At 67.3% G+C, this 24281-nt stretch carries 24 protein-coding genes; 13 read left to right on the top strand and 11 right to left on the bottom strand.

Going from position 1 to position 24281, the window contains the following annotated elements; all coding sequences use genetic code 11:
- Positions 1–199: 199 nt before the first annotated feature.
- Both MRBLST15_RS14360 and MRBLST15_RS14365 read right to left on the bottom strand, forming a co-directional pair.
- Positions 200–2713, bottom strand: a complete 2514-nt coding sequence (locus MRBLST15_RS14360; RefSeq protein WP_367786393.1) for an ABC transporter permease — start codon at positions 2711–2713, stop codon at positions 200–202.
- A complete protein-coding gene (locus MRBLST15_RS14365) occupies positions 2710–3357 on the bottom strand; it encodes an ABC transporter ATP-binding protein (protein WP_033832045.1) in 648 nt (215 codons plus the stop codon). The genes MRBLST15_RS14360 and MRBLST15_RS14365 overlap by 4 nt, the downstream gene beginning before the upstream one ends.
- A 75-nt stretch (positions 3358–3432) precedes the next feature.
- Here MRBLST15_RS14365 and MRBLST15_RS14370 point away from each other — a divergent pair, with 75 nt between their 5' ends.
- From MRBLST15_RS14370 to MRBLST15_RS14380, 3 genes are all read left to right on the top strand, one after another.
- Positions 3433–4080: an arylesterase gene (locus tag MRBLST15_RS14370; RefSeq protein WP_367786395.1), complete on the top strand. Its 648-nt coding sequence runs from the start codon at positions 3433–3435 to the stop codon at positions 4078–4080.
- Positions 4081–4170: 90 nt separating this feature from the next.
- A complete protein-coding gene (locus MRBLST15_RS14375; protein ID WP_002811889.1) occupies positions 4171–4884 on the top strand; it encodes a response regulator transcription factor in 714 nt (237 codons plus the stop codon).
- A gap of 150 nt (positions 4885–5034) precedes the next feature.
- Positions 5035–6306: a sensor histidine kinase gene (locus MRBLST15_RS14380; RefSeq protein ID WP_032974932.1), complete on the top strand. Its 1272-nt coding sequence runs from the start codon at positions 5035–5037 to the stop codon at positions 6304–6306.
- 279 nt (positions 6307–6585) lie between these two features.
- On the opposite strand, the gene MRBLST15_RS14385 is transcribed toward MRBLST15_RS14380, so the two are convergent.
- On the bottom strand, positions 6586–7284 hold the full coding sequence (locus MRBLST15_RS14385; protein WP_367786400.1) for an SGNH/GDSL hydrolase family protein: 699 nt from the start codon (positions 7282–7284) through the stop codon (positions 6586–6588).
- Between the two features lie 224 nt (positions 7285–7508).
- On the opposite strand from MRBLST15_RS14385, the gene MRBLST15_RS14390 reads away from it, so the two are divergent.
- The 10 genes from MRBLST15_RS14390 (at position 7509) to MRBLST15_RS14435 (ending at position 15473) form a co-directional block, all read left to right on the top strand.
- Positions 7509–7904, top strand: a complete 396-nt coding sequence (locus MRBLST15_RS14390) for a diacylglycerol kinase (protein WP_025877898.1) — start codon at positions 7509–7511, stop codon at positions 7902–7904.
- Positions 7905–7937: 33 nt separating this feature from the next.
- A complete protein-coding gene (locus MRBLST15_RS14395; protein WP_100463001.1) occupies positions 7938–8687 on the top strand; it encodes a TerC family protein in 750 nt (249 codons plus the stop codon).
- Between the two features lie 218 nt (positions 8688–8905).
- Positions 8906–10066, top strand: coding sequence for an MFS transporter (locus tag MRBLST15_RS14400; RefSeq protein WP_367786402.1), 1161 nt, complete (start codon positions 8906–8908; stop codon positions 10064–10066).
- Between the two features lie 571 nt (positions 10067–10637).
- Positions 10638–11258, top strand: a complete 621-nt coding sequence (locus MRBLST15_RS14405; protein ID WP_025877902.1) for a LemA family protein — start codon at positions 10638–10640, stop codon at positions 11256–11258.
- Positions 11259–11261: 3 nt separating this feature from the next.
- The gene (locus tag MRBLST15_RS14410) at positions 11262–12152 is read left to right on the top strand and encodes a TPM domain-containing protein (protein WP_367786404.1); all 891 of its coding nucleotides are present in this window, start codon (positions 11262–11264) and stop codon (positions 12150–12152) included.
- Positions 12152–12646 carry a TPM domain-containing protein gene (locus MRBLST15_RS14415; protein WP_312704820.1) on the top strand — a complete coding sequence of 165 codons (495 nt, stop codon included), beginning with the start codon at positions 12152–12154 and terminating at the stop codon, positions 12644–12646. Before MRBLST15_RS14410 ends, MRBLST15_RS14415 begins: the two co-directional genes overlap by 1 nt.
- A gap of 84 nt (positions 12647–12730) precedes the next feature.
- The gene (gene lgt, locus MRBLST15_RS14420) at positions 12731–13618 is read left to right on the top strand and encodes a prolipoprotein diacylglyceryl transferase (protein WP_100551599.1); all 888 of its coding nucleotides are present in this window, start codon (positions 12731–12733) and stop codon (positions 13616–13618) included.
- Positions 13615–14409, top strand: coding sequence for a thymidylate synthase (locus tag MRBLST15_RS14425; protein WP_100463025.1), 795 nt, complete (start codon positions 13615–13617; stop codon positions 14407–14409). The genes lgt and MRBLST15_RS14425 overlap by 4 nt, the downstream gene beginning before the upstream one ends.
- Positions 14406–14969 (top strand): hypothetical protein, encoded by a 564-nt coding sequence (locus MRBLST15_RS14430; protein WP_367786407.1) that lies wholly within the window; start codon positions 14406–14408, stop codon positions 14967–14969. Before MRBLST15_RS14425 ends, MRBLST15_RS14430 begins: the two co-directional genes overlap by 4 nt.
- Before the next feature lie 12 nt (positions 14970–14981).
- Positions 14982–15473: a dihydrofolate reductase gene (locus MRBLST15_RS14435; protein ID WP_367786409.1), complete on the top strand. Its 492-nt coding sequence runs from the start codon at positions 14982–14984 to the stop codon at positions 15471–15473.
- A 93-nt stretch (positions 15474–15566) separates the two neighbouring features.
- Here the strand turns inward: MRBLST15_RS14435 and MRBLST15_RS14440 are convergent, their stop codons facing one another.
- From MRBLST15_RS14440 to MRBLST15_RS14475, 8 genes are all read right to left on the bottom strand, one after another.
- The gene (locus MRBLST15_RS14440; protein ID WP_367786411.1) at positions 15567–16211 is read right to left on the bottom strand and encodes a DUF1287 domain-containing protein; all 645 of its coding nucleotides are present in this window, start codon (positions 16209–16211) and stop codon (positions 15567–15569) included.
- A complete protein-coding gene (locus MRBLST15_RS14445) occupies positions 16208–17230 on the bottom strand; it encodes a symmetrical bis(5'-nucleosyl)-tetraphosphatase (protein WP_367786413.1) in 1023 nt (340 codons plus the stop codon). The genes MRBLST15_RS14440 and MRBLST15_RS14445 overlap by 4 nt, the downstream gene beginning before the upstream one ends.
- A gap of 15 nt (positions 17231–17245) precedes the next feature.
- The gene (apaG, locus tag MRBLST15_RS14450) at positions 17246–17629 is read right to left on the bottom strand and encodes a Co2+/Mg2+ efflux protein ApaG (protein ID WP_312704825.1); all 384 of its coding nucleotides are present in this window, start codon (positions 17627–17629) and stop codon (positions 17246–17248) included.
- 13 nt (positions 17630–17642) lie between these two features.
- Complete coding sequence (rsmA, locus tag MRBLST15_RS14455; RefSeq protein WP_367786415.1) at positions 17643–18446, bottom strand: 16S rRNA (adenine(1518)-N(6)/adenine(1519)-N(6))-dimethyltransferase RsmA; 804 nt, start codon at positions 18444–18446, stop codon at positions 17643–17645.
- Positions 18443–19423, bottom strand: a complete 981-nt coding sequence (gene pdxA, locus MRBLST15_RS14460; protein WP_367786417.1) for a 4-hydroxythreonine-4-phosphate dehydrogenase PdxA — start codon at positions 19421–19423, stop codon at positions 18443–18445. Before pdxA ends, rsmA begins: the two co-directional genes overlap by 4 nt.
- A 3-nt stretch (positions 19424–19426) precedes the next feature.
- The gene (locus MRBLST15_RS14465) at positions 19427–20770 is read right to left on the bottom strand and encodes a peptidylprolyl isomerase (RefSeq protein ID WP_265953808.1); all 1344 of its coding nucleotides are present in this window, start codon (positions 20768–20770) and stop codon (positions 19427–19429) included.
- The gene (gene lptD / locus MRBLST15_RS14470; protein ID WP_312704828.1) at positions 20767–23247 is read right to left on the bottom strand and encodes an LPS-assembly protein LptD; all 2481 of its coding nucleotides are present in this window, start codon (positions 23245–23247) and stop codon (positions 20767–20769) included. Before lptD ends, MRBLST15_RS14465 begins: the two co-directional genes overlap by 4 nt.
- Positions 23248–23336: 89 nt before the next feature.
- A complete protein-coding gene (locus MRBLST15_RS14475; RefSeq protein WP_265953804.1) occupies positions 23337–24275 on the bottom strand; it encodes a histone deacetylase family protein in 939 nt (312 codons plus the stop codon).
- Positions 24276–24281: the final 6 nt, after the last annotated feature.

Below are 24281 nucleotides of genomic sequence, written 5' to 3' on the forward strand. Positions count from 1 at the left end.
GGCGGGTGTCGGACGTGCACTGCACTGGTGGGTGCCGAGCTTGCTCGGCACTGTATCCACGCATGGCGTGGATCTACTGGGGCTATCGGCACTGCATCCACGCATGGCGTGGATCTACTGGCATGCGCGGCGTGGATCTACTGGTGCTATCGCTGGTAGATCCACGCCATGCGTGGATGCTTTTGCTTTCACAACGGCGTCAGGCCTCGCGCAATGCCAATGCCGGTGGCGTGTGCAGGATCCGCCGGGTGCCCAACCAGCCGGCCAGCAGGCTCAGCGCAATGCCAAGCAGCCCACCCAGCAGCAGGCCCGGCCACGGCGGCAGCAGCGGCAGCTCGAACACCTTCTGCGACACCGCCACGCCGATCACCGCTGCCGCACCCACCGCCAGCAGCGCCGCCAGCGCGCCCAGCGCACCGAACTCGACCAGTACCGCGCCACGCAGCTGCCGCCGCGTTGCACCCAGCGTGCGCAGCACCGCGCTGTCATAGCGGCGCTCGCCCGCCGTCGCCTGCAGTGCCGCCAGCAGCACCAGCACGCCGGCCAGCAGGCTGAACACCATCACCAGCTGCACCGCCTGCGCTACCCGTTCCATCACATCGCGCACCTGCGAGATCACTGCATCCACGTCCAGCAGCGACAGGTTCGGCTGCGCGCGCACCAGGGCCCCGAGACCCGCCGCCTGTCCCGCTGGCAGGTGGAACGCCGACAGCAGGTTGTGCGGTGTATCGCCCACGGCATTCGGGTTCAACAGCACGAAGAAGTTCGGCCGGAAGGTGTTCCAGTCGGCCTTGCGCACGCTGGTGACGCTGAACTCGCGCTCCTGCTCGCCCACCGCAATGGTGATGCGATCACCCGGGTACACGCCGTAGCGCTTGGCCCAGCCGATCTCCACCGAGGCCTCGGCGGCGGTGCTGTCCGGTTTCCAGAACGTGCCGTTGACCAGTGTGTTGGCCGGCGGGAACGTGCTGCGCCAGCTGAAGTTCAGCGGACGGTTCTCGTCATCGTCGTCGCGCTGTCCTTCGCCCTGCGGCTGACTGTCGTCGGCCGGCGTGCGGTCCACCCGCAGCGGCGGCTTGCCGTTGATTGCGATCAGGCGGCCGGTGGCCATCGGTTCGATGCTGGCATCATCCGCACCCAGGCCCTGCAGCGCGGCCAGCACGCTGTCGCGCTGCTCGGGCTGGATGTTGATCAGGAAGTAGTTCGGCGTGTCCGCGGGCAGGCGCTCGCGCCACTGCTGCAGCAGGCCGGGGCCGATCACCGCCAGCAACAACAGCGCGCACAGCGACAGTGACAGCCCCACCAGCTGCATCACCGCCAGCATCCGCCGCCGTGTCAGCGCAGCCAGGCCCAAGCGCCAGTTGCCATGCAGACGATGCTGCAGGCCACGCAGCAGCTGCAGCAGCAGGAACCCGACCACGCCTGCAGCGACCGCCAGCCCGGCCAGGCCACCCAGCACCCACAGGGCCAGCTTCAGATCGCCGGTGACCTGCACCGCCAGTACCAGGCTGGCCGCCAGTGCGGCCACATAGGCCAGCAGCGAAGCAGGCGGCAAAGCGGCAAACGAGCGGTTGAGCACGCGCATCGGCGGCACGCCACGCAGGCGCAGCAGCGGCGGCAGTCCGAAGCCGAACAGCAGCAACAGGCCGATGCCCGCGCCGGTCAGCGCAGGCATCGCTTCGGGCAACGGCAGGCGTTGCGGCACCAAGCTGCCCAGTACCTGCACCAGTCCTTCCTGCGCCGCCATGCCCAGGCCGATGCCGATCGCACAGGCCGGCACGGCCAGCATCAGCAGCTGCAGGGCCAGGCCGGCCAGGATGTCGCGCTGGCGTGCGCCCAGGCAGCGCAGGATCGCCACCTGGTCGATGCGACGCAGGGCGAAGCGGTTGGCTGCCAGTGCGGTGGCGACGCCGGCCAGCAGCACTGCCAGCAGCGCGCTCAGGCCGAGGAAACGACCGGCCAGGTCGAAGGCCTGGCGCACCCCGCGCTGGGTATCGTTCACGCTGAGCAGGCGCATGCCCTTCACCTGCGGCAGCAGCCATTGCCGGAATGCGGCGATGTCGGTGGCCGGGCCGGCGAACATCAGCCGGTAGTTGATGCGGCTGCCGGGGCCGAGCAGGCCGGTGCCTTCCACATCGGCGCGGTTGACCAGCAGGGTCGGCGACAGCGTCAGCAGGTCGCCACCGGCATCGGGCTCGGATTCGATGATGCCGGCAATGCGCAGCGTGCCTGCACCGAATTCCAGATCGTCGCCGGCCTTCAGGCCCAGCGCCTGCAGCAGGCGTGGATCGGCATAGGCCTGGCCCTTGGCCGGCATGCCGGCATCGGCGATCAGCGCGCCGCCGGGCGTGGCGCGCACGCGCAGCGCGCCGCGCAGCGGATAGCCGGCTTCCACGGCCTTGATGCTGGCCATCTGGCTGGCATCGCCCTGGAACAGCACGCTGCCGAAGCTGGCCAGCCGCGTGTGCGCCAGGCCGCGTCGCTGCGCTTCGTCGGCGAACGCGGCAGGCGGGTCATCGCGCCCGGCCACGCCGAGGTCGCCGCCGAGCATTTCCGCCGCGCTGCCGGTCAGTGCCAGGTTGACGCGGTTGACCAGCGTGCCCACCGCCGTCATCACCGCCACGCCCAGTACCAGGGCCGCGAAGACGGTCAGCAGATCACCGGCCAGGGCTTCGCGGCGCAGCGCGCGCCACGCATGCCGCAGCAGGTTCATGCGTCCACTCCATGTTCCACCGGCTGCAGGCGGCCGTTGTCGATGCGATGGATGTACTGGCAGCGCTGCGCCAGGCGCAGATCATGGGTGACCAGCACCAGCGTGGTTCCGCTGCCGGCATTGAGTTCGAACAGCAGATCGCTGATGTGCTGGCCGGTGGCCTGGTCCAGCGAGCCGGTGGGCTCATCGGCGAACAGGATGCGCGGGCGGCTGACGAACGCGCGGGCGAGGGCGACACGCTGCTGCTCGCCGCCGGACAACTGCCGCGGATAGTGGCGGGCGCGGTGCGAGAGCCCTACCGCAGCCAGCACCTCATCCACCCGCGTGCGGTCCTCGCGCCCCGCCAATTCCAGCGGCAGCGCGATGTTTTCGGCCGCCGTCAGCGCCGGCAGCAGGTGGAAGCTCTGGAACACGAAGCCGACGTCGCGCGCGCGCAGCTGTGCACGGGCTTCTTCGTCCAATGCCGTCAGATCCTGGCCCGCCAGCGTGATGCGCCCACGACTGGGCAGGTCCAGCCCGGCCAGCAGGCCGAGCAGGGTGGTCTTGCCGGAACCGGAGGCGCCGACGATGGCCACGCTGGTGCCTTCATGGACGGTCAGGGTGATGTTGTCCAGTATGTGGACTTCACCCTCCGGGCCATGCACGGATTTGCCGACCTGGTCGACGGCGATGGCGACGGGCGCGCTGCGGGGGGACAGGCTGTCGATGAGGAGACTCCAATGCACAAGACGGGGTGGAGCCGGCAAGCCGGCGCAATGATGCTGCTGTTGCTAGGGTTGCTGCTGTTGCCGGCACTGGCGTGTGCCAAAGGTCCGGCCACCGGTACCGTGCTGGTGCTCGGCGACAGCCTCAGTGCCGCCCACAATATCCCGGCCGATGCAGGCTGGGTCAGCCTGCTGCAGCAGCGGGTCAGGCAGCAGTCGAAAACTCCGCCGCGCATCGTCAACGCCAGCATGAGCGGGGAAACCACCGCCGGCGCGCTGACCCGGCTGCCGGGCCTGCTCGCGCGGGAGAAGCCCACGGTGGTGGTGATCGCTCTCGGTGGCAACGATGCGCTGCGTGGCCTGACCCCGGCGCAGGTGCAGGGCAACCTGGAAAAAATGGTGCAGGCCAGCCAGAAGGCCGGTGCCAAGGTGCTGCTGCTGGGCATCGACGTGCCGCCCAACTATGGGCCGGGCTACCGCCAGCGCCTGGCGGCGGCGTACCGGACGCTGGCCACGCAGTACAAGGTGCCGTTGCTGCCGTTCCTGCTGGAAGGCGTGGCCCTGCAGCCGGGCTTGATGCAGGCAGATGGCCTGCATCCCACCGCGCAGGCGCAGCCGAAAGTGCTCGACAACGTATGGCCGCTGCTGAAACCGCTGCTGTGAGCACGCCATCTTCTTTTCATTGACGCAACTTCACATCGCGTGCACCGTCGATCGGGCATGTTTCACAAAGCTGAAGAAAAAGGGATTCTCATGCGTCAGACGAAGGAGACTTCCGGCTTGGTGCTGGTAGTCGAAGACAACCGCAACATCTCCGAGATGATCGGGGAGTACCTGGAAGGCCGTGGCTTCGAGGTGGACTATGCGCAGGATGGCCTGGACGGCTACCGTCTGGCTGCCGAGAACAGCTACGACGTGGTCGTGCTGGACCTGATGCTGCCGCGACTGGATGGCATCGAAGTATGCCGCCGGCTGCGCAACGATGCGCGCAAATCGACCCCGGTGCTGATGCTGACCGCGCGCGACACGCTGGATGACAAGCTCACCGGCCTCGGTTTTGGTGCCGATGATTACCTGACCAAGCCGTTCGCGATCCAGGAGCTGGAAGCCCGCCTGCGCGCGCTGATCCGCCGCGAACGTCGTCAGGTCGGTTCGGAAGTGCTCAAGGTCGCCGACCTGGTGCTCGATCCGGTCAGCATGCGAGCAACACGTGCCGGCACCGAACTGCAGCTGTCGCCGATCGGCCTGCGCCTGTTGACCATCCTGATGCGCGAATCGCCGCGTGTGGTCACCCGCCAGGAAATCGAGCGCGAAATATGGGGCAATGGCCTGCCTGATTCGGACACGTTGCGCAGCCACCTGTACAACCTGCGCAAGATCATCGACAAGCCGTTCGATCGGCCGCTGCTGCACACCGTGCAGAGCGCGGGCTATCGCATCGCCGATATCGCCCAGCCGATGGCCTGATCGACGTCGTGCCGGTGTTGCAGCAGAACCGGCACGGCTGTGGTCGGCAGGGAAGGGGTGAACGTTCCGGATGCCCGGTCGTCATCGTCCATGCACGATCACGGCACAGCGCGCTGCCTATAATCGCAGCGCTCTGACCGGGACATCGCAATGCCGCACGGCCTGCCGCGCAAGATCCGTATCGCCTTCATCCTGCAAGCCGTGCTGGCCAGCCTGGGTATCCTGCTGGGTGCCTGGCTGGTTTCGCTGGTGATCAAGCACAGCCTGGTGGGCGCTGCCCTGCGCGAAGAAGCGGCGTACTACTGGACGCTGCACGAGGCCTCGCCCGTGCAGCCGCCGCCCAATACCCAGAACATTCGTGGCTACCTGCTGGAACGCGGGCAGTCCAGCCTGTCGCTGCCTGCCAACCTGCGCACGTTGGAACCGGGTTTCCACGAACTGCCCGACGACGATCAGCTGGTGCTGGTCGACGCCCGTGAGGAGGGCCGCCTGTACCTGGTGTTCCTGCGCTCGCGCGCGGAGATGCTGGCGTTCTGGTTCGGCATCGTGCCGGTGCTGCTGACCCTGCTGGCGGTGTATGGCGCCTCGTGGATCACCTATCGCGCTTCCAAACGCCTGGTATCACCGGTGAACTGGCTGGCGCGGCGCGTCTCGCGCTGGGATCCAGGCCATCCGGAAGCGGCCGATCTGGAGCCGAACAAGCTGCCCGCGGACATGCAGGGCGAGACCCGGCAGCTGGCGGCAGCGCTGCATTCGCTGGCCAACCGGGTCACCGCGCATGTGGCACGCGAGCGCAACTTCACCCGTGATGCCAGCCATGAACTGCGCACGCCGCTGACGGTCATTCGCGTGGCCAGCGACATGGCGCTGGGCGATGAAAGCCTGGAGCCGCGCCTGCGCCGCAGCCTGCAGCGCATCCAGCGTGCCGGGCGGGACATGGAAGCGGTGATCGATGCGTTCCTGATCCTGGCCCGCGAGGCCGACGTCGAACCGCAGGTCGAGCTGTTCGATGTCAACGACATCGTCCGCTACGAGGTGGACAACGCCAATGAACTGCTGGTGGGCCGGCCGCTGGCGGTGCACCTGCACAGTGACGCGGCCGTGCAGCTGCACGCACCGCCGCGGGTGCTGCAGGTGGTGGTCAGCAACCTGGTGCGCAACGCCTGCAGCTATACCGACGAAGGTCGCATCGACGTGCACGTGCACAACGACCGGGTGGTGGTAAGCGATACCGGCATCGGCATGTCCGCCGACGCGCTGTCGCGTGCGTTCGAGCCGTTCTATCGTGCCGATCCCAGCCGCCCGCAGGGTACAGGTCTGGGGCTGTCGATCGTGCGTCGCCTGTGTGATCGCTTCGGCTGGAAGGTCAGTCTGGCCAGCGAGCTGGGCAAGGGCACCGAGGCGACGGTGATTTTCCGCTGAGGGCCGGGCTGCACCCGGCACCCGCAACCTCAACAGCAACAGCGGGCATTCCGTGGGACGGCGGGGCGCTGTGGGTGTGCGGGGCCGCCGTGAACCCGTCCATGGGGGCTTGGTCGCCGCATCCATGCGGCTCACACCCCGCAAACCCACAGCGCCCCGCCTTCGACAGGTTCCCGCCGCTGTTGGTAGGTGTCGACCTTGGTCGACACGTAGATCCACGCCATGCGTGGATGAGCGTCCCCGGTAGTGCCGGCCGCTGGCCGGCAACCCCAGCATCACTCAGTTGCAGTTGACCTTCGGCGCCAGCGCCTTGGTCCAGATCGCATAGCCGGCCGGGGTCATGTGCAGCATGTCCTCGCGGAACAATGTGGCATCAGGCTGGCCATCGGCGCCGAGCATCGGTGTGTAGATGTCGGTGTAGCCGGTGTTTGGCAGCTTCGCCAGCGCAGCCTTGATCTTCGCGTTGGCGTCGTTGATCGCCGGCAGAAGGTGCGCCCGCGACGGGCTGGGCTTGATGGAGACATATTCCACCTTCGTCTTCGGCAGGTCGCGATGCACGCGTTGCACGAAGGCCACCACATCGTCGCGGACCTGGGTCGCGCTTCGGCCGCTGTTGAGGTCGTTGTCGCCGGCGTAGAAGAACACCTTGCACGGCGCGTACGGCACGATGGCCTGGCCGGCATACCAGGTGCTGTCGCGGACTTCCGAGCCACCGAAGCCGCGGTTGAATACCGGTTGCCCCGGGAAGTCCTGGGCCAGGCTGTCCCACATGCGGAAGGACGAGCTGCCAATGAATTCGATGCCGCCGCGCGGCGGCGGATTGGTCCGGTCGGCGGTGGCGAAGGAGGCCATGTCGGCGGCCCAGGCCACGTTGGAGACCTGCGCGGGTACCTGCGGCGGCGCCGGCGGGCTCAGGGCCTGGGCGAGCGGCGCGGCCAGCAGGCCGAGCAGGATCAGGCAGGTGCGGGGTCGGGTCATCAGGCACTCCGGCAGGGCAGGGGGGCATCCATCATAGAAGCTGCTCCGGCCCCGCGCTTGGCCGTGCTGGGCCGTTCGCGGGGCCTTCCGGCAGGGCTTCCGGGCTGCCATTGCCGCCCTTGTGGCAAAATGGGGGCTGTCTGCCTATCCCTGTGCACCCATGATTCCCTGCCGTGCGTCTGAGCGGTCGCTGCGCCGCGCCCCTGTTGCTGGATGCTTCACCCGTGGCTGATCAGTTCGGCCACATGCCCCGCGGCCCGCGCCGTATCTTCCAGGCCGCCCGCTGGTCCTGGCAGGGCCTGCGAGCTGCCTGGCTGCATGAGTCCTCGTTCCGGCTGGAGGTGTACCTGCTGGTGCTGCTGACGCCGCTGGCGATCTGGCTGGGCCAGACCCCGGTGGAGCGCGCGCTGATGATCGGCTCGATGCTGCTGGTGCTGGCGATGGAGCTGGCCAACTCGGCCATCGAGGCGGTGATCGAGCGCTATGGCGCGGAAATCCATGAACTGGCCGGCCGCGCCAAGGACATGGGCTCGGCGGCAGTGTTCGTGCTGATGATGAACGTGCTGCTGTGCTGGGCCTTGGTGCTGGTGCCACGGTTGTTCCCGGCCAGCGTCGGCTGATCCTTCTTCCTCCCCCCTTGTTGAAGACTTCCCATGTCCCTTGAGTTTCTCGCCGATCCGAATGTCTGGTTGACCCTGTTCACCTTGAGCGCGCTGGAAATCGTGCTCGGCATCGACAACCTGGTGTTCATCTCCATCGCCGTCAGCAAGCTGCCCGAGAACCGCCGGCCGTTCGCGCGCCGCCTCGGCATCGCGGTGGCGTGCATCACCCGTATCGGCCTGCTGGTGTCGCTGGCGTACCTGGCGCACATGCAGGCGAACCTGTTCACCGTGGCCGGCATGGGCATCTCCATCCGCGACCTGGTGCTGATCGTCGGTGGCCTGTTCCTGATCATCAAGGGCTGGATGGAGATCAAGGAAATGATTTCCGGTGGCGAGGACGAGGATCCGACCACCACCAAGACCTCGGCCGTGTTCGGCTACGTGATCGCGCAGATCGCGATCATCGACATCGTGTTCTCGCTGGACTCGGTGATCACCGCCGTCGGCATCGCCGACCACGTGCCGGTGATGGTCGCTGCGATCCTGCTGTCGGTGGCGGTGATGCTGCTGGCGGCCAACCCGCTGGGCCGTTTCATCGATGCCAACCCGACCGTGAAGATGCTGGCCCTGGCCTTCATCCTGCTGATCGGTGCGGTGCTGATCCTGGACGGCCTGGACGTGCACGTGCCCAAGCCCTACATCTACGCCGCGATGGGCTTCTCGGTGCTGGTGGAGTGGCTGAACCTGCTGATGCGCCGCCGCGCACGCGAACACCACGTGCCGGGTGCCGGCGACTGGTAAGTACCACCCCGACCCCCCGGCCAGCGCCGGGGGTTCTGCTTTCCGGGCGCCGCTGTGCTCGCCGGGCATGGCCCGGCGCTACCCGGATGGCCGACTTGCCCGCCACTTGTGAATCGGGATCAACACTGTTTTCCCGCGCCGAGGCTTACTCCCGGCCGGCAAAGCGCGCAGGCTACGCGCTCATTTTCCACAGGGCCTGCGCCACGCAGGCAACCCCCATGAATTCCAGAGCCGCTTTGCTGGCACTCGCCGTCGGCGCCTTCGCCATTGGCACCACCGAGTTCACCCCGATGGGCCTGTTGCCGGTCATCGCCAGCGGAGCGGGGGTCAGCATTCCCACTGCCGGCATGCTGATCACCGCCTACGCGGTGGGCGTGATGCTGGGCGCGCCGGTGATGACCCTGCTGATGGGACGCTTCGGCAAGCGCACCGCGCTGATGCTGCTGATGTCGATCTTCGTGGTCGGCAACGTGCTGTCGGCGCTGGCCCCGAACTACGGCCTGCTGTTGCTGTCGCGGCTGGTGACCAGCCTCAATCACGGCGCGTTCTTCGGCATCGGCGCGGTGGTCGCCGCCAGCCTGGTGCCCAAGGACAAACAGGCGGCGGCAGTGGCGACGATGTTCATGGGCCTGACCATCGCCAACATCGGTGGCGTGCCGCTGGCGACCTGGGTTGGCCAGCAACTGGGTTGGCGTTTGGCTTTTGCCGGCACTGCCGTACTCGGCGTGGTGGCGATCACCGCATTGGCGATGGCACTGCCGCCGTCGGCCGCAGGCGCACGCCCGGATGTCCGGCGTGAACTGAAATCGATCATGCAACCGCAGGTACTGCTGGCGATGGCGACCACGGTGCTCGGCGCAGGTGCGATGTTCACTCTCTACACCTACGTGGCGCCGGTGTTGACCGAGCTGACCGGAGCGTCCAATGCCTTTATTGCATTGTCGTTGGCACTGATCGGTATTGGTTTCACCTTCGGTAACGGTATCGGTGGACGCATGGCCGACTGGTCGCTGGACGGCGCCACGCGCATTCTGCTGGCCATCCTGGCGGTGCTGATGTTCGTGCTGCCGTTGGCCTTCATGAGCCATGCGACTGCGGCGCTCGGCGTGTTGCTGTTTGGTGCAGCGACCTTCGCCATCGTGCCGCCGCTGCAGATCCGGGTGATGCAGGCCGCGAGCGAGGCGCCGGGACTGGCGTCGTCGATCAATGTTGGTGCGTTCAACCTCGGCAATGCACTGGGCGCGGCGCTGGGTGGTGCGGTGATCAGCCTTGGGCTGGGCTACGCGGCGATTCCGGTGGCCGGCGGCCTGCTGGCGGCGTCGGCGTTGCTGCTGGCGTGGCTGGGGCGTGCGCGCGCGCCGGCTGCTGAGGCTTGCTGAGGGGTTTGGCAGCAGGGCTGCGCCCTGCACCCGCAGAAGCCGGAGCAACAGCCAGAGCAACGTCAAAAGCGGGTTTGCTGTGGGATGGCGGGGTGGGTCAGCTTGCGGGGGACGCTGCAAGTACGTCCCTGTAAGCTCGGTCGCGCCATCCATGGCGCTCACGCCCCCGCAAGCTGACCCACCCCGCCTTCGACAGTTTTCCGCGATCTGTCGGGACGGCGTTCTGTGCTGTTGGTAGGTGTCGACCTTGGTCGACACAAATGTCTGAAGAATCGGTTTTCGCTTTTGATTTTTTTCTTTTGATCTTCCCGCGGTGCGCAGGAAACCGTCCGTGGCCGGGAGGGTGGGTTGGCTGGGGGCGTAAGCGCCAAGGATGGCGCGCCCGAGCCTACAAGGACGTATTCACGGCGTTCCCCAGCCAACCCACCCGCCCGGCCCACCCCGATATCCAGCAGACACAACCACCGCGGAGGGGGCGGCGCCCGATGGCCGACGATGGCCGACACTCTCCACACGCCCGTTAACACCGACCATGGCATGCTCGGCGCTCAGTCCACCCGGAGCCTTGGCCATGCGCCTGCTGACCCGCCTCATTCCCCTGTTGCTGCTGGCCTCCCTGCTGTCCGGCTGCGGCTACAACGCCATCCAGCAGAAGGACGAAGCGGTCAAGGCCAGCTGGTCCGAAGTGCTCAACCAGTACAAGCGCCGTGCCGACCTGGTGCCGAACCTGGTGCAGACCGTGAAGGGTTTCGCCAGCCAGGAAGAGCGCGTGCTGACCGAAGTCACCAATGCCCGCTCGCGCGTTGGCCAGATCAACGTCAACGCCGACGATGAAGCCTCGCTCAAGCAGTTCCAGCAGGCCCAGGGCGAACTCGGCAGCGCGCTGTCGCGACTGCTGGTGGTCACCGAGAACTACCCGGTGCTGAAGTCCGACCAGAACTTCCGCGATCTGCAGGCGCAGCTGGAAGGCACCGAGAACCGCATCACCGTCGCCCGGGGCCGCTACATCCAGCAGGTGCAGGACTACAACACCTACATCCGCTCGTTCCCGCAGCTGATCACCGCCAAGATCTTCGGCTACCAGCCCAAGCCGAACTTCACCGTGGAAAACGAAGCGCAGATCTCCAACGCGCCGGCGGTTGATTTCGGCAACGCGCCGCAGCAGCAGCCGGCCCCGGCTCCGGGCCACTGACCGATGCGCCTGGCCACCACGCTGCTGGCGCTGCTGTTGTGGCTGCCGTTGGGTGTGCAGGCGCAGACGCTGGCGCCGATCCCGGCGCTGGATTCGCCGGTGGTCGATACCACCGGCACCCTGGATGCCGCGCAGAAGCAGGCGCTGGTGCAGCAGGCGCTGGACCTGCAGCAGCGCAAGGGCAGCCAGATGCAGGTGCTGGTGGTGCCGACCACGCAGCCGGAAGACATCGCCCAGTACACCACCCGCGTGTTCGACCAGTGGCAGATCGGTCGCAAGGGCGTGGATGACGGCGTGCTGCTGGTGGTGGCCAAGGACGATCGGCGGGTGCGCATCGAACCGGGTTATGGCCTGGAGGGGGCGATTCCCGATGCGATCGCCAACCGGGTGATCCAGGAGTATCTGGTGCCACGCTTCCGCGCCAATGACTATGCCGGTGGCATCACCGATGCCACGGCGATGCTGGTGAAGATCATCGACGGCGAGCCGCTGCCGGCGCCGGTCAGCAGCCAGCAGGGACGAGCGCCCGACGGCGGCGGCGATACCTGGTTCCTGGCGTTGTTCATCGGTGTGTTCGCCGGCAGCATCCTGCGTGGCGTGTTCTCACGCGTACCGCGTCCGCTGCGCGGCCTGCTCGGTGGCGCCGGTGCGGCCGTTGCTGCCTTTCTGTTCACCTCCACACTGCTGGCCAGTGGCCTGGCCGGCGTGGTTGGCCTGGTGGTGGCGATGCTGTCCGGCCATCCGGGGCGTTTCGCTGGCGGTGGTGGTTGGGGCGGAGGCAGTTGGGGTGGCGGAGGCTTCGGCGGCGGTGGTGGATTTGGCGGTGGCGGTGGCGGCGGCTGGGGCGGTGGTGGTGGCCGCTCCGGCGGCGGCGGTGCGTCGGGGGGCTGGTGATGATCCAACGTTTTTGCAGGCATCTGTTTTCGCCATCGGTACGCCGGGCCTTCCCGCCGGCCACGCTGCAGGCGATCACCGAGGCGATCGCCGCGGGCGAGCAGCGCCATGGCGGCCAGGTGATGTTCGCGGTCGAGGCCGATCTGCCGCTGCACGCGCTGTGGCACAGGGTGACCCCGCGGCAGGCGGCCGAGCATGCCTTCGCCCGCCTGCGCACCTGGGATACCGCGCACAACAACGGCGTGCTGATCTACCTGCTGCTGGCCGACCATGCCATCGAGATCGTGGCCGACCGCGGCCTGCAGGGGCGGGTCGCGCCCGAGCAATGGCAGCGGGTCTGTACCCACCTGCGCGAGGGCCTGCGCGGCTCCCAGCCGGTGGCGGCGCTGCGCGATGCCATCGATGAGGTTTCCACCCTGCTGGAGGGGCACTTTCCGGCTTCGGCGCGGTCCGATCAGGACGGCCTGCCGGACACGCCGCAGATCCTGGGCTGAAGCCCGGCAATCGCGTGACCGGGGCCGCCGCGAGGCCGCTCCCGGGCGGCGCTAGAATATCGGCATCCCTGCAAGGCGCCCTTCATGATCTATTTCCACGACATCGACCCCATCGCCCTTTCGTTGGGACCGATCAAGGTGCACTGGTACGGCATCATGTACCTGCTCGGCTTCACCGCCGCCTGGCTGCTGGGGCGCAAGCGGATCGCCGACGGGCGCCTGCCGGGCGTCGATGCCAACGGCTTCTCCGACCTGCTGTTCTACGCCATGCTCGGCGTGGTGCTGGGCGGCCGCATCGGCTACATGCTGTTCTACGCGCTGGGCGATTTCCTGCACAACCCGCTGCTGCTGTTCAAGGTGTGGGACGGCGGCATGAGCTTCCACGGTGGCCTGCTGGGCGTGATCGCCGCCTGCTGGTGGTGGTCGCGCAAGCACGCGCTGCACTTCTTCGACACCATGGATTTCATGGCGCCGCTGGTGCCGCTGGGCCTGGGCTTTGGCCGCATCGGCAACTTCATCGGTGCCGAACTGTGGGGCAAGTACACCGACGGCAGCTGGGGCGTGGTGTTCCCGTCCGGCCTGCCTGCGCCGCTGAACCAGCTTGACCACGCCACCCTGCAGTCGCAGTTCGCCAGCGGTGCGCTCAATCAGTTCGCCCGCCACCCGTCGCAGTTGTATGAAGCGCTGCTGGAAGGGCTGGTGATGTTCGTGGTGTTGTGGACGGTGTCGGCCAAGCCGCGCCATCGCTATCTCATCGGCGGCCTGTTCGCGCTGCTGTACGGCATCTTCCGCTTCGCCGTGGAGTTCGTGCGCATGCCCGACAACGGCGTCTATGTGGCGTTCGGCTGGCTGACCAAGGGCCAGATCCTGTGCGTGCCGCTGATCGCCTTCGGCCTGGTGCTGCTGGTGATGTCGCGCCGCGCGCCGGTGCTGCAGCCGCAGCCGCTGGTGGTGGCGGAGGGCAAGGCATGAAGGCCTACCTGGACCTGCTTTCGCACGTGCTCGAACACGGCGCGGAGAAGAGCGACCGCACCGGCACCGGTACCCGCAGCGTGTTCGGCTGGCAGATGCGCTTCAACCTCAACGACGGCTTTCCGCTGGTCACCACCAAGAAGCTGCACCTGCGCTCGATCATCCACGAGCTGCTGTGGTTCCTGAAGGGCGATACCAACATCGGCTACCTCAAGGACAACCAGGTGCGCATCTGGGACGAGTGGGCCGACGACAACGGCGATCTCGGCCCGGTGTACGGCAAGCAGTGGCGCAGCTGGGCCACGGCCGACGGCGGCAGCATCGACCAGATGCAGTGGCTGGTGGACGAGATCAAGCGCAACCCGGATTCGCGGCGGCTGGTGGTTAGTGCCTGGAACGTCGGCGAGCTCTCGCAGATGGCGCTGATGCCGTGCCACAACCTGTTCCAGTTCTACGTGGTCGACGGCAAGCTCAGCTGCCAGCTGTACCAGCGCAGTGGCGACATCTTCCTCGGCGTGCCGTTCAACATCGCCAGCTACGCACTGCTGACCCACATGGTGGCGCAGGCCACTGGCCTGGGCGTGGGCGACTTCGTGCATACGCTGGGTGACGCGCACCTGTATTCGAACCACTTCGAGCAGGCCCGCGAGCAGCTGTCGCGTGAGCCGCGCGCGCTGCCGACGTTGTGGTTGAACCCGGAAGTGACCGATCTGTTCGGCTTCCAGTTCGACGACATCCGCATCGACGGCTACGATCCGCATCCGGCGATCAAGGCACCGGTGGCAGTGTGAGTGCGCGCCCACGCGTTGCGGCGCTGCTGGCATTGGCTGGCCTGGCGCCGCTGAGCCTGGCCCAGGCGGCGCCTGCAGACACCCTCGCATTGGCCCGGCAGGTCAACGAGCAGATCGTGCACAAGCACATGCGCGGGGAATTGCAGTCCTTCGTCCGGACGCTCGATAGCGGCGCCCTACTGCCCAACGACATACCGGCCGGCTGCCAGGCGCAGGTGCGCGAGGCGGTGACCGGCATGTACGCGGCGATGGCCGAGCACCTGAAGGCTGGCATCGAAGAGCCCGCCTACCAGCATGAGCTCGAGCAGCGCTTGGCGGTCGTCTATTCCAGCAAGGATCTGCAGGGATTCCTGGCGCGCAGCGGCAGCACGGACGTTGCCACGCTGTCCAGCGACATCCTGTCGGGACCGGGGCTAAAGGAGATCGAGGACGCGCAGATGAAGAGGATCCTCGAAGGCCTGGACGAGAATTCCACGTCGAACCCCGCGCTGGCTGCGGCGCTGCGCGCGGCCAGTACCGCCAACGAGGCCTGTACACGCCTGCAGATCGACGCCGGCTGAGGAGGCCGCACCATGAAACTTTCGATGATCGTTGCACTGGACCGCAATCGTGGCATCGGCCAGGGCAATGCCATGCCCTGGCACCTGCCGGACGACTTCAAGCACTTCAAGGCGTTGACCCTGGGCAAACCGATCCTGATGGGGCGCAAGACCGCCGAATCGATCGGCCGCGTGCTGCCGGGGCGGAGCAACCTGGTGCTGACCCGGAGCGGCCAGGTGCCGTTCGAGGGCATGCGTGCGGTGGCCTCGCTGGACGAGGCGAAAGCGATTGCGGAAGGTGAGGGCGCCAGTGAGCTGTGCATCATCGGTGGTGGCGAGATCTTCCGCCAACTGCTGGACCAGGCCAGTGATCTGTACCTGACCTGGGTGGATGCCGAAGTACCGGCCGATACCCATTTCCCCGAGGTGGACGCGCAGGACTGGCAGGAAGTGAGCAGCGAGCCGCATGCGGCGGACGAACGCCATGCCTACGCCTTCCGCTTCGTGCACTACGTGCGTCGCTGAGCGCGGAGTCCTGTAGAGCCGAGCCATGCTCGGCTGCTTTTGGCGGACACAAATCGCAGCCGAGCATGGCTCGGCTCTACAGCACCGCCTCACTCACGGCATCCGGTAGTGCCCGATGATGGTGTGCTGGAACAGCAGGTTCTCTTCCCGCGTGCCACGCGCGATGTTGTGCAGCACCAGCGGCGTGCCGTCGGCCAGGCGCCGGTCGGAGACGATGCCCACGTGCAGCAGGCCGTTGCCGTTGAGCTTCCAGGCAACGATGTCGCCGGCCGCGAAGTCGCTGGCGCGCGCACCGATCGGTTGCTGCCAGCCCTGGCGATCGAACCAGCGCATCAGGTTGGGCACGCGCCGATGGTCGATGTTCCGATCCGGTCGCGACAGGCCCCACAGCGCTGGATAGGCGCTGAAATCAGCGCGCATGTCTTCGTTCACGCGGACCTGCAGGTCCAGCCCCTGCGTACGCAGGGCGCGGACCACTACGTCGGTGCATACGCCGCGGTCAGCGGGCACGTCGCCACCGGGGTAAGCCAGTACCTGATAGGCAGGGTCGTAGCGGGTGGTGACGCCGATCTGCGCGCGCGCGGCTGCGACCAACGGAGGTGAGGGTGTCGGTGCCGTTGGAGGGGCGGCGGACCTGTCAGCGCCGGCGGTCGCTGGCGACGACGAGGGCTGGCAGCCGCTGGCCAGGGCCAGCGTCAGCAGCAGCACCGTCCATGGTGCGCGGTTGCCTGGCTTCATGCCGAAGGTGGCGTGCCGTTGTTGTTGTTGCCGCCACCACCACCACCACCGCGACGACGGCGTCGACGTGGGCGGTTGCCGGGGGCGCCAGCCGTTGCAGCGTTGCCGTTGCCGTTGCCTTGGCCGCTGTCCTTGCCTTGCCCTGCCGCGCGCTCATGGGCAGGCCGTGCAGGCGGCCGCGCGTTGGCGACGGGTGCCGGCACGTCACGCCCCGGGACCTGCACCACACGCAGCTCATCGGTGTCGAGCTGGATCGCGGTGAGCTTGCCGCCCCACACCGCGCCGGTGTCGATCGCGTGGATGCCCTGGGTGATGGTCAGGCCCAGCGCCGACCAATGGCCACAGACCACCTTCAGGTCGCGCTCGACCCGGCCCGGCACTTCGAACCAGGGATACAGACCCTGTTCCTGGGTGCCCGGCGTGCCCTTGTCTTCGATGCCGATGCGGCCGCGCGAGGTGCAGTAGCGCATGCGCGTCAGCACGTTGATGATCGCCCGCGAGCGCTCGTAGCCGGTCAGGTTGGGCGCCCAGCTGGGCTTGTCGCCGTACATGTTGCGGAACAGCTTGCGGTAGCCGGCGCCGTGCAGCTGCACTTCCACTTCGGCCGCATGCTTCTCGGCCATCTGCGTGGTCCACTTCGGCGCCAGGCCGGCATGCACCATCATCCAGCCCAGTTCGCGGTCCACGTGCACCAGCTTCTGCAGGCGCAGCCAGTCCAGCAGCACATCACGGTCTTCGGCCTGCACGATGCGCAGCAGGTCCGGGTTGACCTTGCGCTGTTCCTCTTCGGTGCGCGCACCGACGGCCAGCAGCGATAGGTCGTGGTTGCCGAGCACCACCACGCTGTGTTCGCGCAGCGAATGCACCAGCCGCAGTGTTTCCAGCGACTGTCCACCGCGGTTGACAAGGTCGCCGCAGAACCACAGGGTGTCCTGCGCCGGATCGAAGCGGATCTTTTCCAGCAGGCGCTGGGTTACGTCATAGCAGCCTTGCAGGTCGCCGATCGCCCATACACTCATCGTTCGGCCTCCGTGTCAGTGCAGGGTGCGCGGGATGGCCAGCACGAAGGGTGCGACCGGCGCGGCGAATTCGGTGCCATCGTCGGCCACCATGTCGTAATGGCCCTGCATCGTGCCGTGCTCGGTGCCGAGCATGACACCTGAGGTGTAATGGAAGTCTTCACCCGGGCGCAGTCGTGGCTGTTCGCCGATCACGCCATCGCCATCGACATGCTCGACGCGGCCGTTGGCATCGGTGATGCGCCAATGGCGCGCGATCAGGCGGGCGGCAACGCGGCCCTGGTTGTGGATGCGGATCGTATAGGCGAACGCATAGCGACCGTCTTCCGGCGCGGATTGGTCGTCGAGGAAGCGCGGGGCGACTTCGACGGAGATGGCATAAACGTCAGCGTCTTCCATACCGGCAGTGTAATCAGGTCGCATTGGCCAAAGCGATGAATTCAGCCACGTCCAGCTGTTCGGCGCGGGCGTCGGGACGCACGCCGGCGGCCACGAACTGCTCGGCACTGACCACGTTGTTCAGGGCATTGCGCAGGGTCTTGCGACGCTGGCCGAAGGCGGCCTTGACCACGTCGGCGAAGCGCTTGTGGTCCTTGATGTTGATCGTGGCCGGATCGCGCGGTATCAGCCGCACCACGGCCGAGTCGACCTTCGGCGGCGGCCTGAACGCACCCGGCGGCACCACGAACAGCGAGGTCACCTCGCAGTAGGCCTGCAGCATCACGCTGAGGCGGCCGAACACCTTGCTGCCGGGACCGGCGGCCATGCGATCGACCACTTCCTTCTGCAGCATGAAGTGCATGTCGGAAATCACCGCAGCGTGTTCCAGCGCATGGAACAGGATCGGCGAGGAGATGTTGTAGGGCAGGTTGCCGACCAGGCGGATCGGCTGGCCATCGGCCAGCTCGGTGAAATCGACCCGCAGCACGTCGCGGTTGACGATGGTCAGCTCGCCCAGCGGTTCGGCGGCGGCGGTCAACGGCGCGATCAGATCGCGGTCGAACTCGATCACCGTCATCTTCGGGTGTACGCGCAGCAGCGGCAGGGTGATCGCACCCTGGCCCGGGCCGATCTCGACCAGGCGGTCGCCGTCCTTGGGATTGACGGCCATCACGATCTTGTCGATGTAGTAGCGGTCGGCAAGGAAGTGCTGGCCGAGCTGCTTCTTGGCCGGGGCGGAAAACACCGTGCCGGAGGGGGAATGCGGGGAAGTCATGTGCTCAGTGTACGTTGCCGCGCCAGCCGCGCACACAGCGTTGTGGCGGCCTGCAGGCTGGAAGGATCGGCAATGCCGCGGCCGGCAAGATCCAGCGCGGTGCCGTGGTCGACCGCCACGCGCGGGTAGGGCAGGCCCAGGGTCAGGTTCACCGCCTGCTCGAAGCCGGAGTACTTCAGCACCGGCAGGCCCTGGTCGTGGTACATCGCCAGCACGGTGTCGAAGCCGGCCAGCTTGGCCGGCAGGAATGCGGTATCGGCCGGCAGCGGACCGATCAGGTCCATGCCTTCGTTGCGCAGGTGCTGCAGCAGCGGGATGACCAGATCCAGTTCCTCGCGACCGAGGTGGCCGTCTTCGCCGGCATGCGGGTTCAGGCCGAGCACGGCGATGCGCGGTGCGGCCAGGCCGAACTCGAGGCGCAGCGCGGCATGCACGGTGCGCAGGGTGTGTTCCAGGCCGGGGGCGGTGATCGCATCGGCGACCTCGCGCAGCGGCAGATGGGTGGTGGCCAGGGCAACGCGGACGATGTCGTTGGCCAGCATCATCACCACCTTCACCCCGGCCTGGTCGGCCAGCAGTTCGGTGGTGCCGCTGTAGGCGATGCCGCCCTGGTTGATCACTGCCTTGTGCACCGGGCCGGTCACCACGCCGTGCAGTTCACCGGACAGGCAGGCCTGGCCGGCACCCAGCAGGGCAGCGATCACCGCGCCCGCGTTGGCAGGGTCGGTATGGCCGAAACGGCTGGGGGTGCTGTTGGCGACGGCGCGCAGGCGCAGGTCACCCGGGACGCGGGCATGCGCATCTTCGGGCAGCAGCTGCAGGGGCAGGTTCAGCGCGGCAGCGGCCGCGCGCAGGGTGTCCGGATCGGCAAATGCCAGCAGCCGGCAATCATCGCGCGGCTGCTGGACCAGTCGAACACACAGCTCCGGGCCGATCCCGGCGGGCTCGCCCGGTACCAGAGCGAGCTCGGGGAGCATGGCTCAGGACTGCGGCGGCGTGGCGGTATTTTCCGCCCGGTCACCGCTGCGGAAGCTGACGTAGGCTTCGCCACGCAGTTCCTGCAGGAAGCGGTTGTACTCGTCTTCCAGCTTGCGGCGGCCGATGGTCTCGCGGACCTGGGCACGCTGGTTGTCGCTGCCCACGTCGGTCTGACGGGTGCCTACGCGCTGCACGATGTGCCAGCCCGCATCGGTGCGGAACGGCTGGCTCACGCCGCCGTCCTGGATGCCTGCCACCTGCTGGCCGAAGGCCGGGCCGAACGCGTCAGCCGGGAACCAGCCCAGATCGCCGCCCTGGCCCTTGCTGTTGGTGTCCTCGGACGATTCCTTGGCGACCTGCTGGAAGTCGGCACCGCCGGCAATGCGGGCGCGCAGGGTATCGATCTTGGCCTTGGCGGCTGCGTCGGACTGTGCATCGTCGACGCGCACCAGGATGTGGCGGCCGTGGTACTCGGTGACCGTATGGGTGCCTGCCGCCGCGCTGGCGTCACGCACTTCCACCAGCTTCAGCAGCTGGAAGCCGCTCGGGCCGCGGATCGGACCGACCACTTCGCCGGGCTTCATCTGCTGCATGGTCTGCGCGAACGCCGCCGGGATTTCATCCAGGGTGCGCCAGCCAAGGTCGCCGCCTTCCAGTGCATTGGGGCTGTCGGAATAACGCACGGCCGCCGCATTGAAGTCCAGTTCGCCCTTGTCCAGCAGGGCCTTCACGCCGTCGGCCTTCTTCTGGCCGGTGGCGATCTGCTCGGCGCTGGCGCCATCGGGCAGGGCGACCAGGATGTGTGCCAGATGGAACTGGTTGCCGGCATCGGCCTGCTGCTTCAGGGCAGCATCGACCTCGCCTTCGCTGACGCTGATGCGGCTCTGCGCAAAGCTCTGGCGCAGGCGCTGCACGGTGATCTCGTCACGCACCGAGGCGCGGAAATCGTTGAAGTCGATGCCGTCATGGGCCAGGCGCTGGCGCAGGGCATCCAGGGTCGAACCGTTCTGCTGGGCGATGGCATTCATCGCCTGGGTCAGTTCCTGGTCGCTGACACGGATGCCGCTGCCCTGGGCGCGGGCCACCTGCAGCTTGACCAGTACCAGACGTTCGAGCACCTGACGGCTGAGCACGTCATCGGGCGGAAGCTGGGCCTCGCGGCCGGCGTACTGCGCCTTGATGTTGGCGATCGCACGCTGGAGCTCGCTCTGCAGGATCACGTCCTCATCGACGACAGCAGCGATGCGGTCCAACGGCTGGGCCTCCTGCGCAAGAACCTGCAGGGGGGCGGACACGCTGGACACCGCCAGAAGCGATGCGAGGAGAACGGGGAAGCTCTTGGTCATGGGATCTGATTCGGATCGTAGTCATCGCGGGCCGCTCCGGTGTTGCTGGGCGGCACGAGATAGAGGTCGTCGCGGTTGTAGCCGAGGATAGCACGGCGCAAAGTGCGGTCCGTGTCCTGGCCGAGGGAGCTCAAGCCCTTGAGCACGAACTCGAGCTGGATGGAGTTGTTCATTTCGCCTTCGCGGTTGCGTACGTAGCGGCGGGCCACGGCGCGCACGGCCAGGCAGCAGCTGTCCCACTGTACGCCACCGATGATTTCCAGCGGCTCCTTGTCCTGCAACGAATAGTAATAACGGCCCACCAGGCTCCAGCGCTCGTTCAGCGGGTACAGGAACGACAGGTCGGCCTGTTCCAGCAGGGTGCGGTCATGCTTGTTGGCGTTGGCCGGGGCGCCGGAATTGATGCGGTAACGGTAGGTCAGGTTGACGACGCCGTCGTTGGACATCAGGTAGCGGGCGCGCACGCTGGCCAGATCCTCGCGCTTGTACTTGGGGTCCCACTGATAGGTGGCACCCAGCGTCCAGCGGTCGTTGATCATGTAGTTGCCATCGGCGATCCAGGCCGACTTGCCCTTTTCCACCGGTGCACCGCCGGGGGTCACGCTCACCCGCGATTCGTCGAAGTACTGGATCTGGCCGATGGAGGCCGAGAAGCGTTCCTTGCCGGTGGTCTGGTCGATGAAGCGGGTACCCAGCGCCAGGGTCAGCTGGTTGGCATCATTCTGGCGATCGGCGCCGGTATAGCGCGAATCGCGGAACAGCTGGCCCCAGCTGAAGGTGAAGTCGCGGGTATCAAAGATCGGCAGCTCGTCCTGGTTGCGATAGGGCGTGCGCAGGTAGAACAGGCGCGGCTCCAGGGTCTGCAGGAACGACTTGCCACCGAGGGTGGTCTCGCGGTCGAAGAACAGGCCGGCATCGAGGCTGGCGATCGGCAGGCTGCGGCTGGGCGAGGTGTTGCCGCGCAGCTGCTCCGGCGTGGCGGTGGCCGGATCGATGCCCTGCGAAACCAGGATGCTCCTGCGGGTGGCATCGGCCAGCCCGCGGTCCAGCTCGTAGCCGGTGTAACGGTAGGCCAGGGTCGGGGTGACGTACCAGGCCGCACCGCTGATCGGGAACGACACATAGGGCTTCACATCCAAGCGCGAGCCGCCGTACATGCGCTGGGTCTGGCCGTTGCGCGTGTACTGCAGGTCGGGGCCGGCCTCGGGCCCGTACTTGAAGTTGATGTCGTCGTGGGTGAAGCGCACTGCCTCGGCGTAGATGCCGGTCTCCAGCCAGGGCAGCAGCGGCTTGTCCCAGTTGAAGTACAGGCGCGGCTGGCGGTTGTAGGCCAGCGCGCGCTCGTCGAGGGTGTAGTCGGTCAGCTGCCAGCGGTCGGCCATGATGCCGGCCGTCCAGTTCTTGCCGGTGCCGTACAGGCCGACGGTGCTCTGCAGGTTCGACGCGGTGACGCCCACCAGGCGGTTGGCGAAGTCTTCCACGTAGCGCTCGTCGCTGACCCAGGCCAGGTTGGCGCGGGCCTGCCAATGGTCGTCGAGGTTGTGGTAGCCACCGAACACCACCCGGCCGCGATCACGGTCGCGCAGCTTGTCGTTGGGCATGTACGCGGTCAGCAGTTCGCCGCGGCCGCCTTCGTAGAGGTAGCGGAACTCGTTGTCGAGCATCAGCCCGCGTTGGCTCATGTAACGCGGGGTCAACGTGTCGTCGTAGTTCGGCGCCAGGTTGAAGTAGATCGGCTGCGCGTAATCAAAACCGTTGCGGCCGGACATGCCCAGCTGCGGGAACAGCAGGCCGGTCTTGCGCCGGTCATCGATCGGGAACTTGAAATAGGGCGCCCACAGGATCGGCACCTTGCCGATCCGCAGCACCGCGTTGCGGGCGGTGCCGAAGCCTTCATCGTTGTCGACTTCGATTTCCGGGGCCGTCAGCCGCCAAACCGGCTGCGACGGGTCGCAGGTGGTGTAGGTGGAGCGGTGCATCTGCCCGACCGCGCCCTGCAGGTCGACCGATTCGGCTTCGCCGTTGCCGCGGCGGGACACCAGCTGGTACTGGATGTCGGTGATCTTGTGGGTGTCGCTTTCCTGGTTGCCCTCGGCGCGCTTGGCGACCATCCGGATCGAGGCATCCTGGTAACGGACATTACCGTCGGCGACGTAGTTGCCGCTTTCGGTATCGAAGCTGAGCTTGTCGGTGCCGACGAACTGGTCACCCCGGCGCAGCGCCACGTTGCCTTGGTACTGCGGCACGGTGGTGGTGCCCAGCAGCTGGTCGCCCTCGATGTCGGTGGGCTGCTGTTCGCGCGCAGCGCTGGCGGCAGCCTTGTCCTGTCCGGGCACCGGCGTCGGTGCGTCGGTGAACGCAGGGATCACGTCGGTGGCCGGGCAAAGGCCCCAGTTGAGCGGCTTGTCATCGGCCCATGCCGGAAGGCAGACGGCGATGCTCAGGGGCAGGGGAAGCAGGCGGAGGGCTCGGCGCACGCGGTTCGGATTCGGGCGAAAACGGACGGTAGCTTGCCCCATCCCTTGCATAGGGGCAATGAAGGCCTCCCCCGATTGCCGGTTCGGGTTCATCCAGGCCCGTTGCCGGAAGGCGTCGCCATCAGTGCCTGCAGGTGGGCCACGCTGCACTCGGCCAGGGCCTGCAGGTCGTATCCTCCCTCCAGCATCGACACCACCCGGCCGGCCGCGTGACGGCGTGCCAGCGCGTGCAGTTCGCGGGTGATCCAGGCGAAATCGTCGGTTTCCAGCATCAGATCGGCCTGCGGGTCGCGCAGGTGGGCGTCGAAGCCGGCCGAGATCAGCAGCAGCTGCGGGCGGAAGTCGTCGATCGCCGGCAGCATCTCGTCGGCCCACACATTGCGGAAGCGGAAGCCACCACTGCCCGGCGGCAGCAGGATGTTCATCAGGTTGCCGGCGCCGCGGTCACGGCGCAGGCCGGATTCGGGGAACAGCCCGGCCTGGTGGGTGCTGTAGTAGGACACCCGGGCGTCGTGCTGGAAGATGTCCTGGGTGCCGTTGCCATGGTGGACATCGAAGTCGACCACCGCGATCCGTTCCAGGCCGTGGCGATCGCGGGCGTAGGCCGCAGCGATGGCGATGTTGTTGAGCAGGCAGAAGCCCATCGCGGTGCTGCTGGTGGCGTGGTGGCCGGGCGGACGCACCGCGCAGAAGGCCAGCGGATCCTCACCCAGCATCACCGCATCGACGGCGGCGACACCTGCGCCGGCGGCATGCACCGCGGCACTGGCCGAGCCCGGCGAGGTCCAGGTGTCCATGTCCAGCTGGCGCAGCGGCGCGGTCTGCGGTTGCAGCACCAGATCCAGCAGCGCGCTGTCGTGGACACGGGTCAGTTCACCGAACTTCGCTGGCGGTGCTTCGCGCCAGTCCAGTTGGCCGGGGAAGGCCTCGTGCAGTGCGTCGAGCACCACCTGCAGGCGCTGCGGGCATTCAGGATGGCCTGGGCCCGGATCGTGCAGCAGGCAGGCGGGATGGGTGAAGACCAGCATGGCGGC

The sequence above is a fragment of the Stenotrophomonas sp. LST15-1-1.1 genome, from assembly GCF_040815575.1.
Taxonomy (GTDB): domain Bacteria; phylum Pseudomonadota; class Gammaproteobacteria; order Xanthomonadales; family Xanthomonadaceae; genus Stenotrophomonas; species Stenotrophomonas lactitubi_B.

Bases quoted from the DNA above. Each gene is read 5' to 3' on its own strand.
- MRBLST15_RS14440 (WP_367786411.1), bottom strand. From the start codon at position 16,211: ATGAAGCCAGGCAACCGCGCACCATGGACGGTGCTGCTGCTGACGCTG.
- MRBLST15_RS14400 (WP_367786402.1), top strand. From the start codon at position 8,906: ATGAATTCCAGAGCCGCTTTGCTGGCACTCGCCGTCGGCGCCTTCGCC.
- MRBLST15_RS14375 (WP_002811889.1), top strand. From the start codon at position 4,171: ATGCGTCAGACGAAGGAGACTTCCGGCTTGGTGCTGGTAGTCGAAGAC.
- MRBLST15_RS14395 (WP_100463001.1), top strand. From the start codon at position 7,938: ATGTCCCTTGAGTTTCTCGCCGATCCGAATGTCTGGTTGACCCTGTTC.
- MRBLST15_RS14360 (WP_367786393.1), bottom strand. From the start codon at position 2,713: ATGAACCTGCTGCGGCATGCGTGGCGCGCGCTGCGCCGCGAAGCCCTG.
- MRBLST15_RS14445 (WP_367786413.1), bottom strand. From the start codon at position 17,230: ATGAGTGTATGGGCGATCGGCGACCTGCAAGGCTGCTATGACGTAACC.
- rsmA (WP_367786415.1), bottom strand. From the start codon at position 18,446: ATGACTTCCCCGCATTCCCCCTCCGGCACGGTGTTTTCCGCCCCGGCC.
- MRBLST15_RS14415 (WP_312704820.1), top strand. From the start codon at position 12,152: ATGATCCAACGTTTTTGCAGGCATCTGTTTTCGCCATCGGTACGCCGG.
- MRBLST15_RS14410 (WP_367786404.1), top strand. From the start codon at position 11,262: ATGCGCCTGGCCACCACGCTGCTGGCGCTGCTGTTGTGGCTGCCGTTG.
- MRBLST15_RS14385 (WP_367786400.1), bottom strand. From the start codon at position 7,284: ATGACCCGACCCCGCACCTGCCTGATCCTGCTCGGCCTGCTGGCCGCG.
- MRBLST15_RS14370 (WP_367786395.1), top strand. From the start codon at position 3,433: ATGCACAAGACGGGGTGGAGCCGGCAAGCCGGCGCAATGATGCTGCTG.
- MRBLST15_RS14435 (WP_367786409.1), top strand. From the start codon at position 14,982: ATGAAACTTTCGATGATCGTTGCACTGGACCGCAATCGTGGCATCGGC.
- MRBLST15_RS14425 (WP_100463025.1), top strand. From the start codon at position 13,615: ATGAAGGCCTACCTGGACCTGCTTTCGCACGTGCTCGAACACGGCGCG.
- apaG (WP_312704825.1), bottom strand. From the start codon at position 17,629: ATGGAAGACGCTGACGTTTATGCCATCTCCGTCGAAGTCGCCCCGCGC.
- pdxA (WP_367786417.1), bottom strand. From the start codon at position 19,423: ATGCTCCCCGAGCTCGCTCTGGTACCGGGCGAGCCCGCCGGGATCGGC.
- MRBLST15_RS14475 (WP_265953804.1), bottom strand. From the start codon at position 24,275: ATGCTGGTCTTCACCCATCCCGCCTGCCTGCTGCACGATCCGGGCCCA.
- lgt (WP_100551599.1), top strand. From the start codon at position 12,731: ATGATCTATTTCCACGACATCGACCCCATCGCCCTTTCGTTGGGACCG.
- MRBLST15_RS14380 (WP_032974932.1), top strand. From the start codon at position 5,035: ATGCCGCACGGCCTGCCGCGCAAGATCCGTATCGCCTTCATCCTGCAA.
- MRBLST15_RS14405 (WP_025877902.1), top strand. From the start codon at position 10,638: ATGCGCCTGCTGACCCGCCTCATTCCCCTGTTGCTGCTGGCCTCCCTG.
- MRBLST15_RS14465 (WP_265953808.1), bottom strand. From the start codon at position 20,770: ATGACCAAGAGCTTCCCCGTTCTCCTCGCATCGCTTCTGGCGGTGTCC.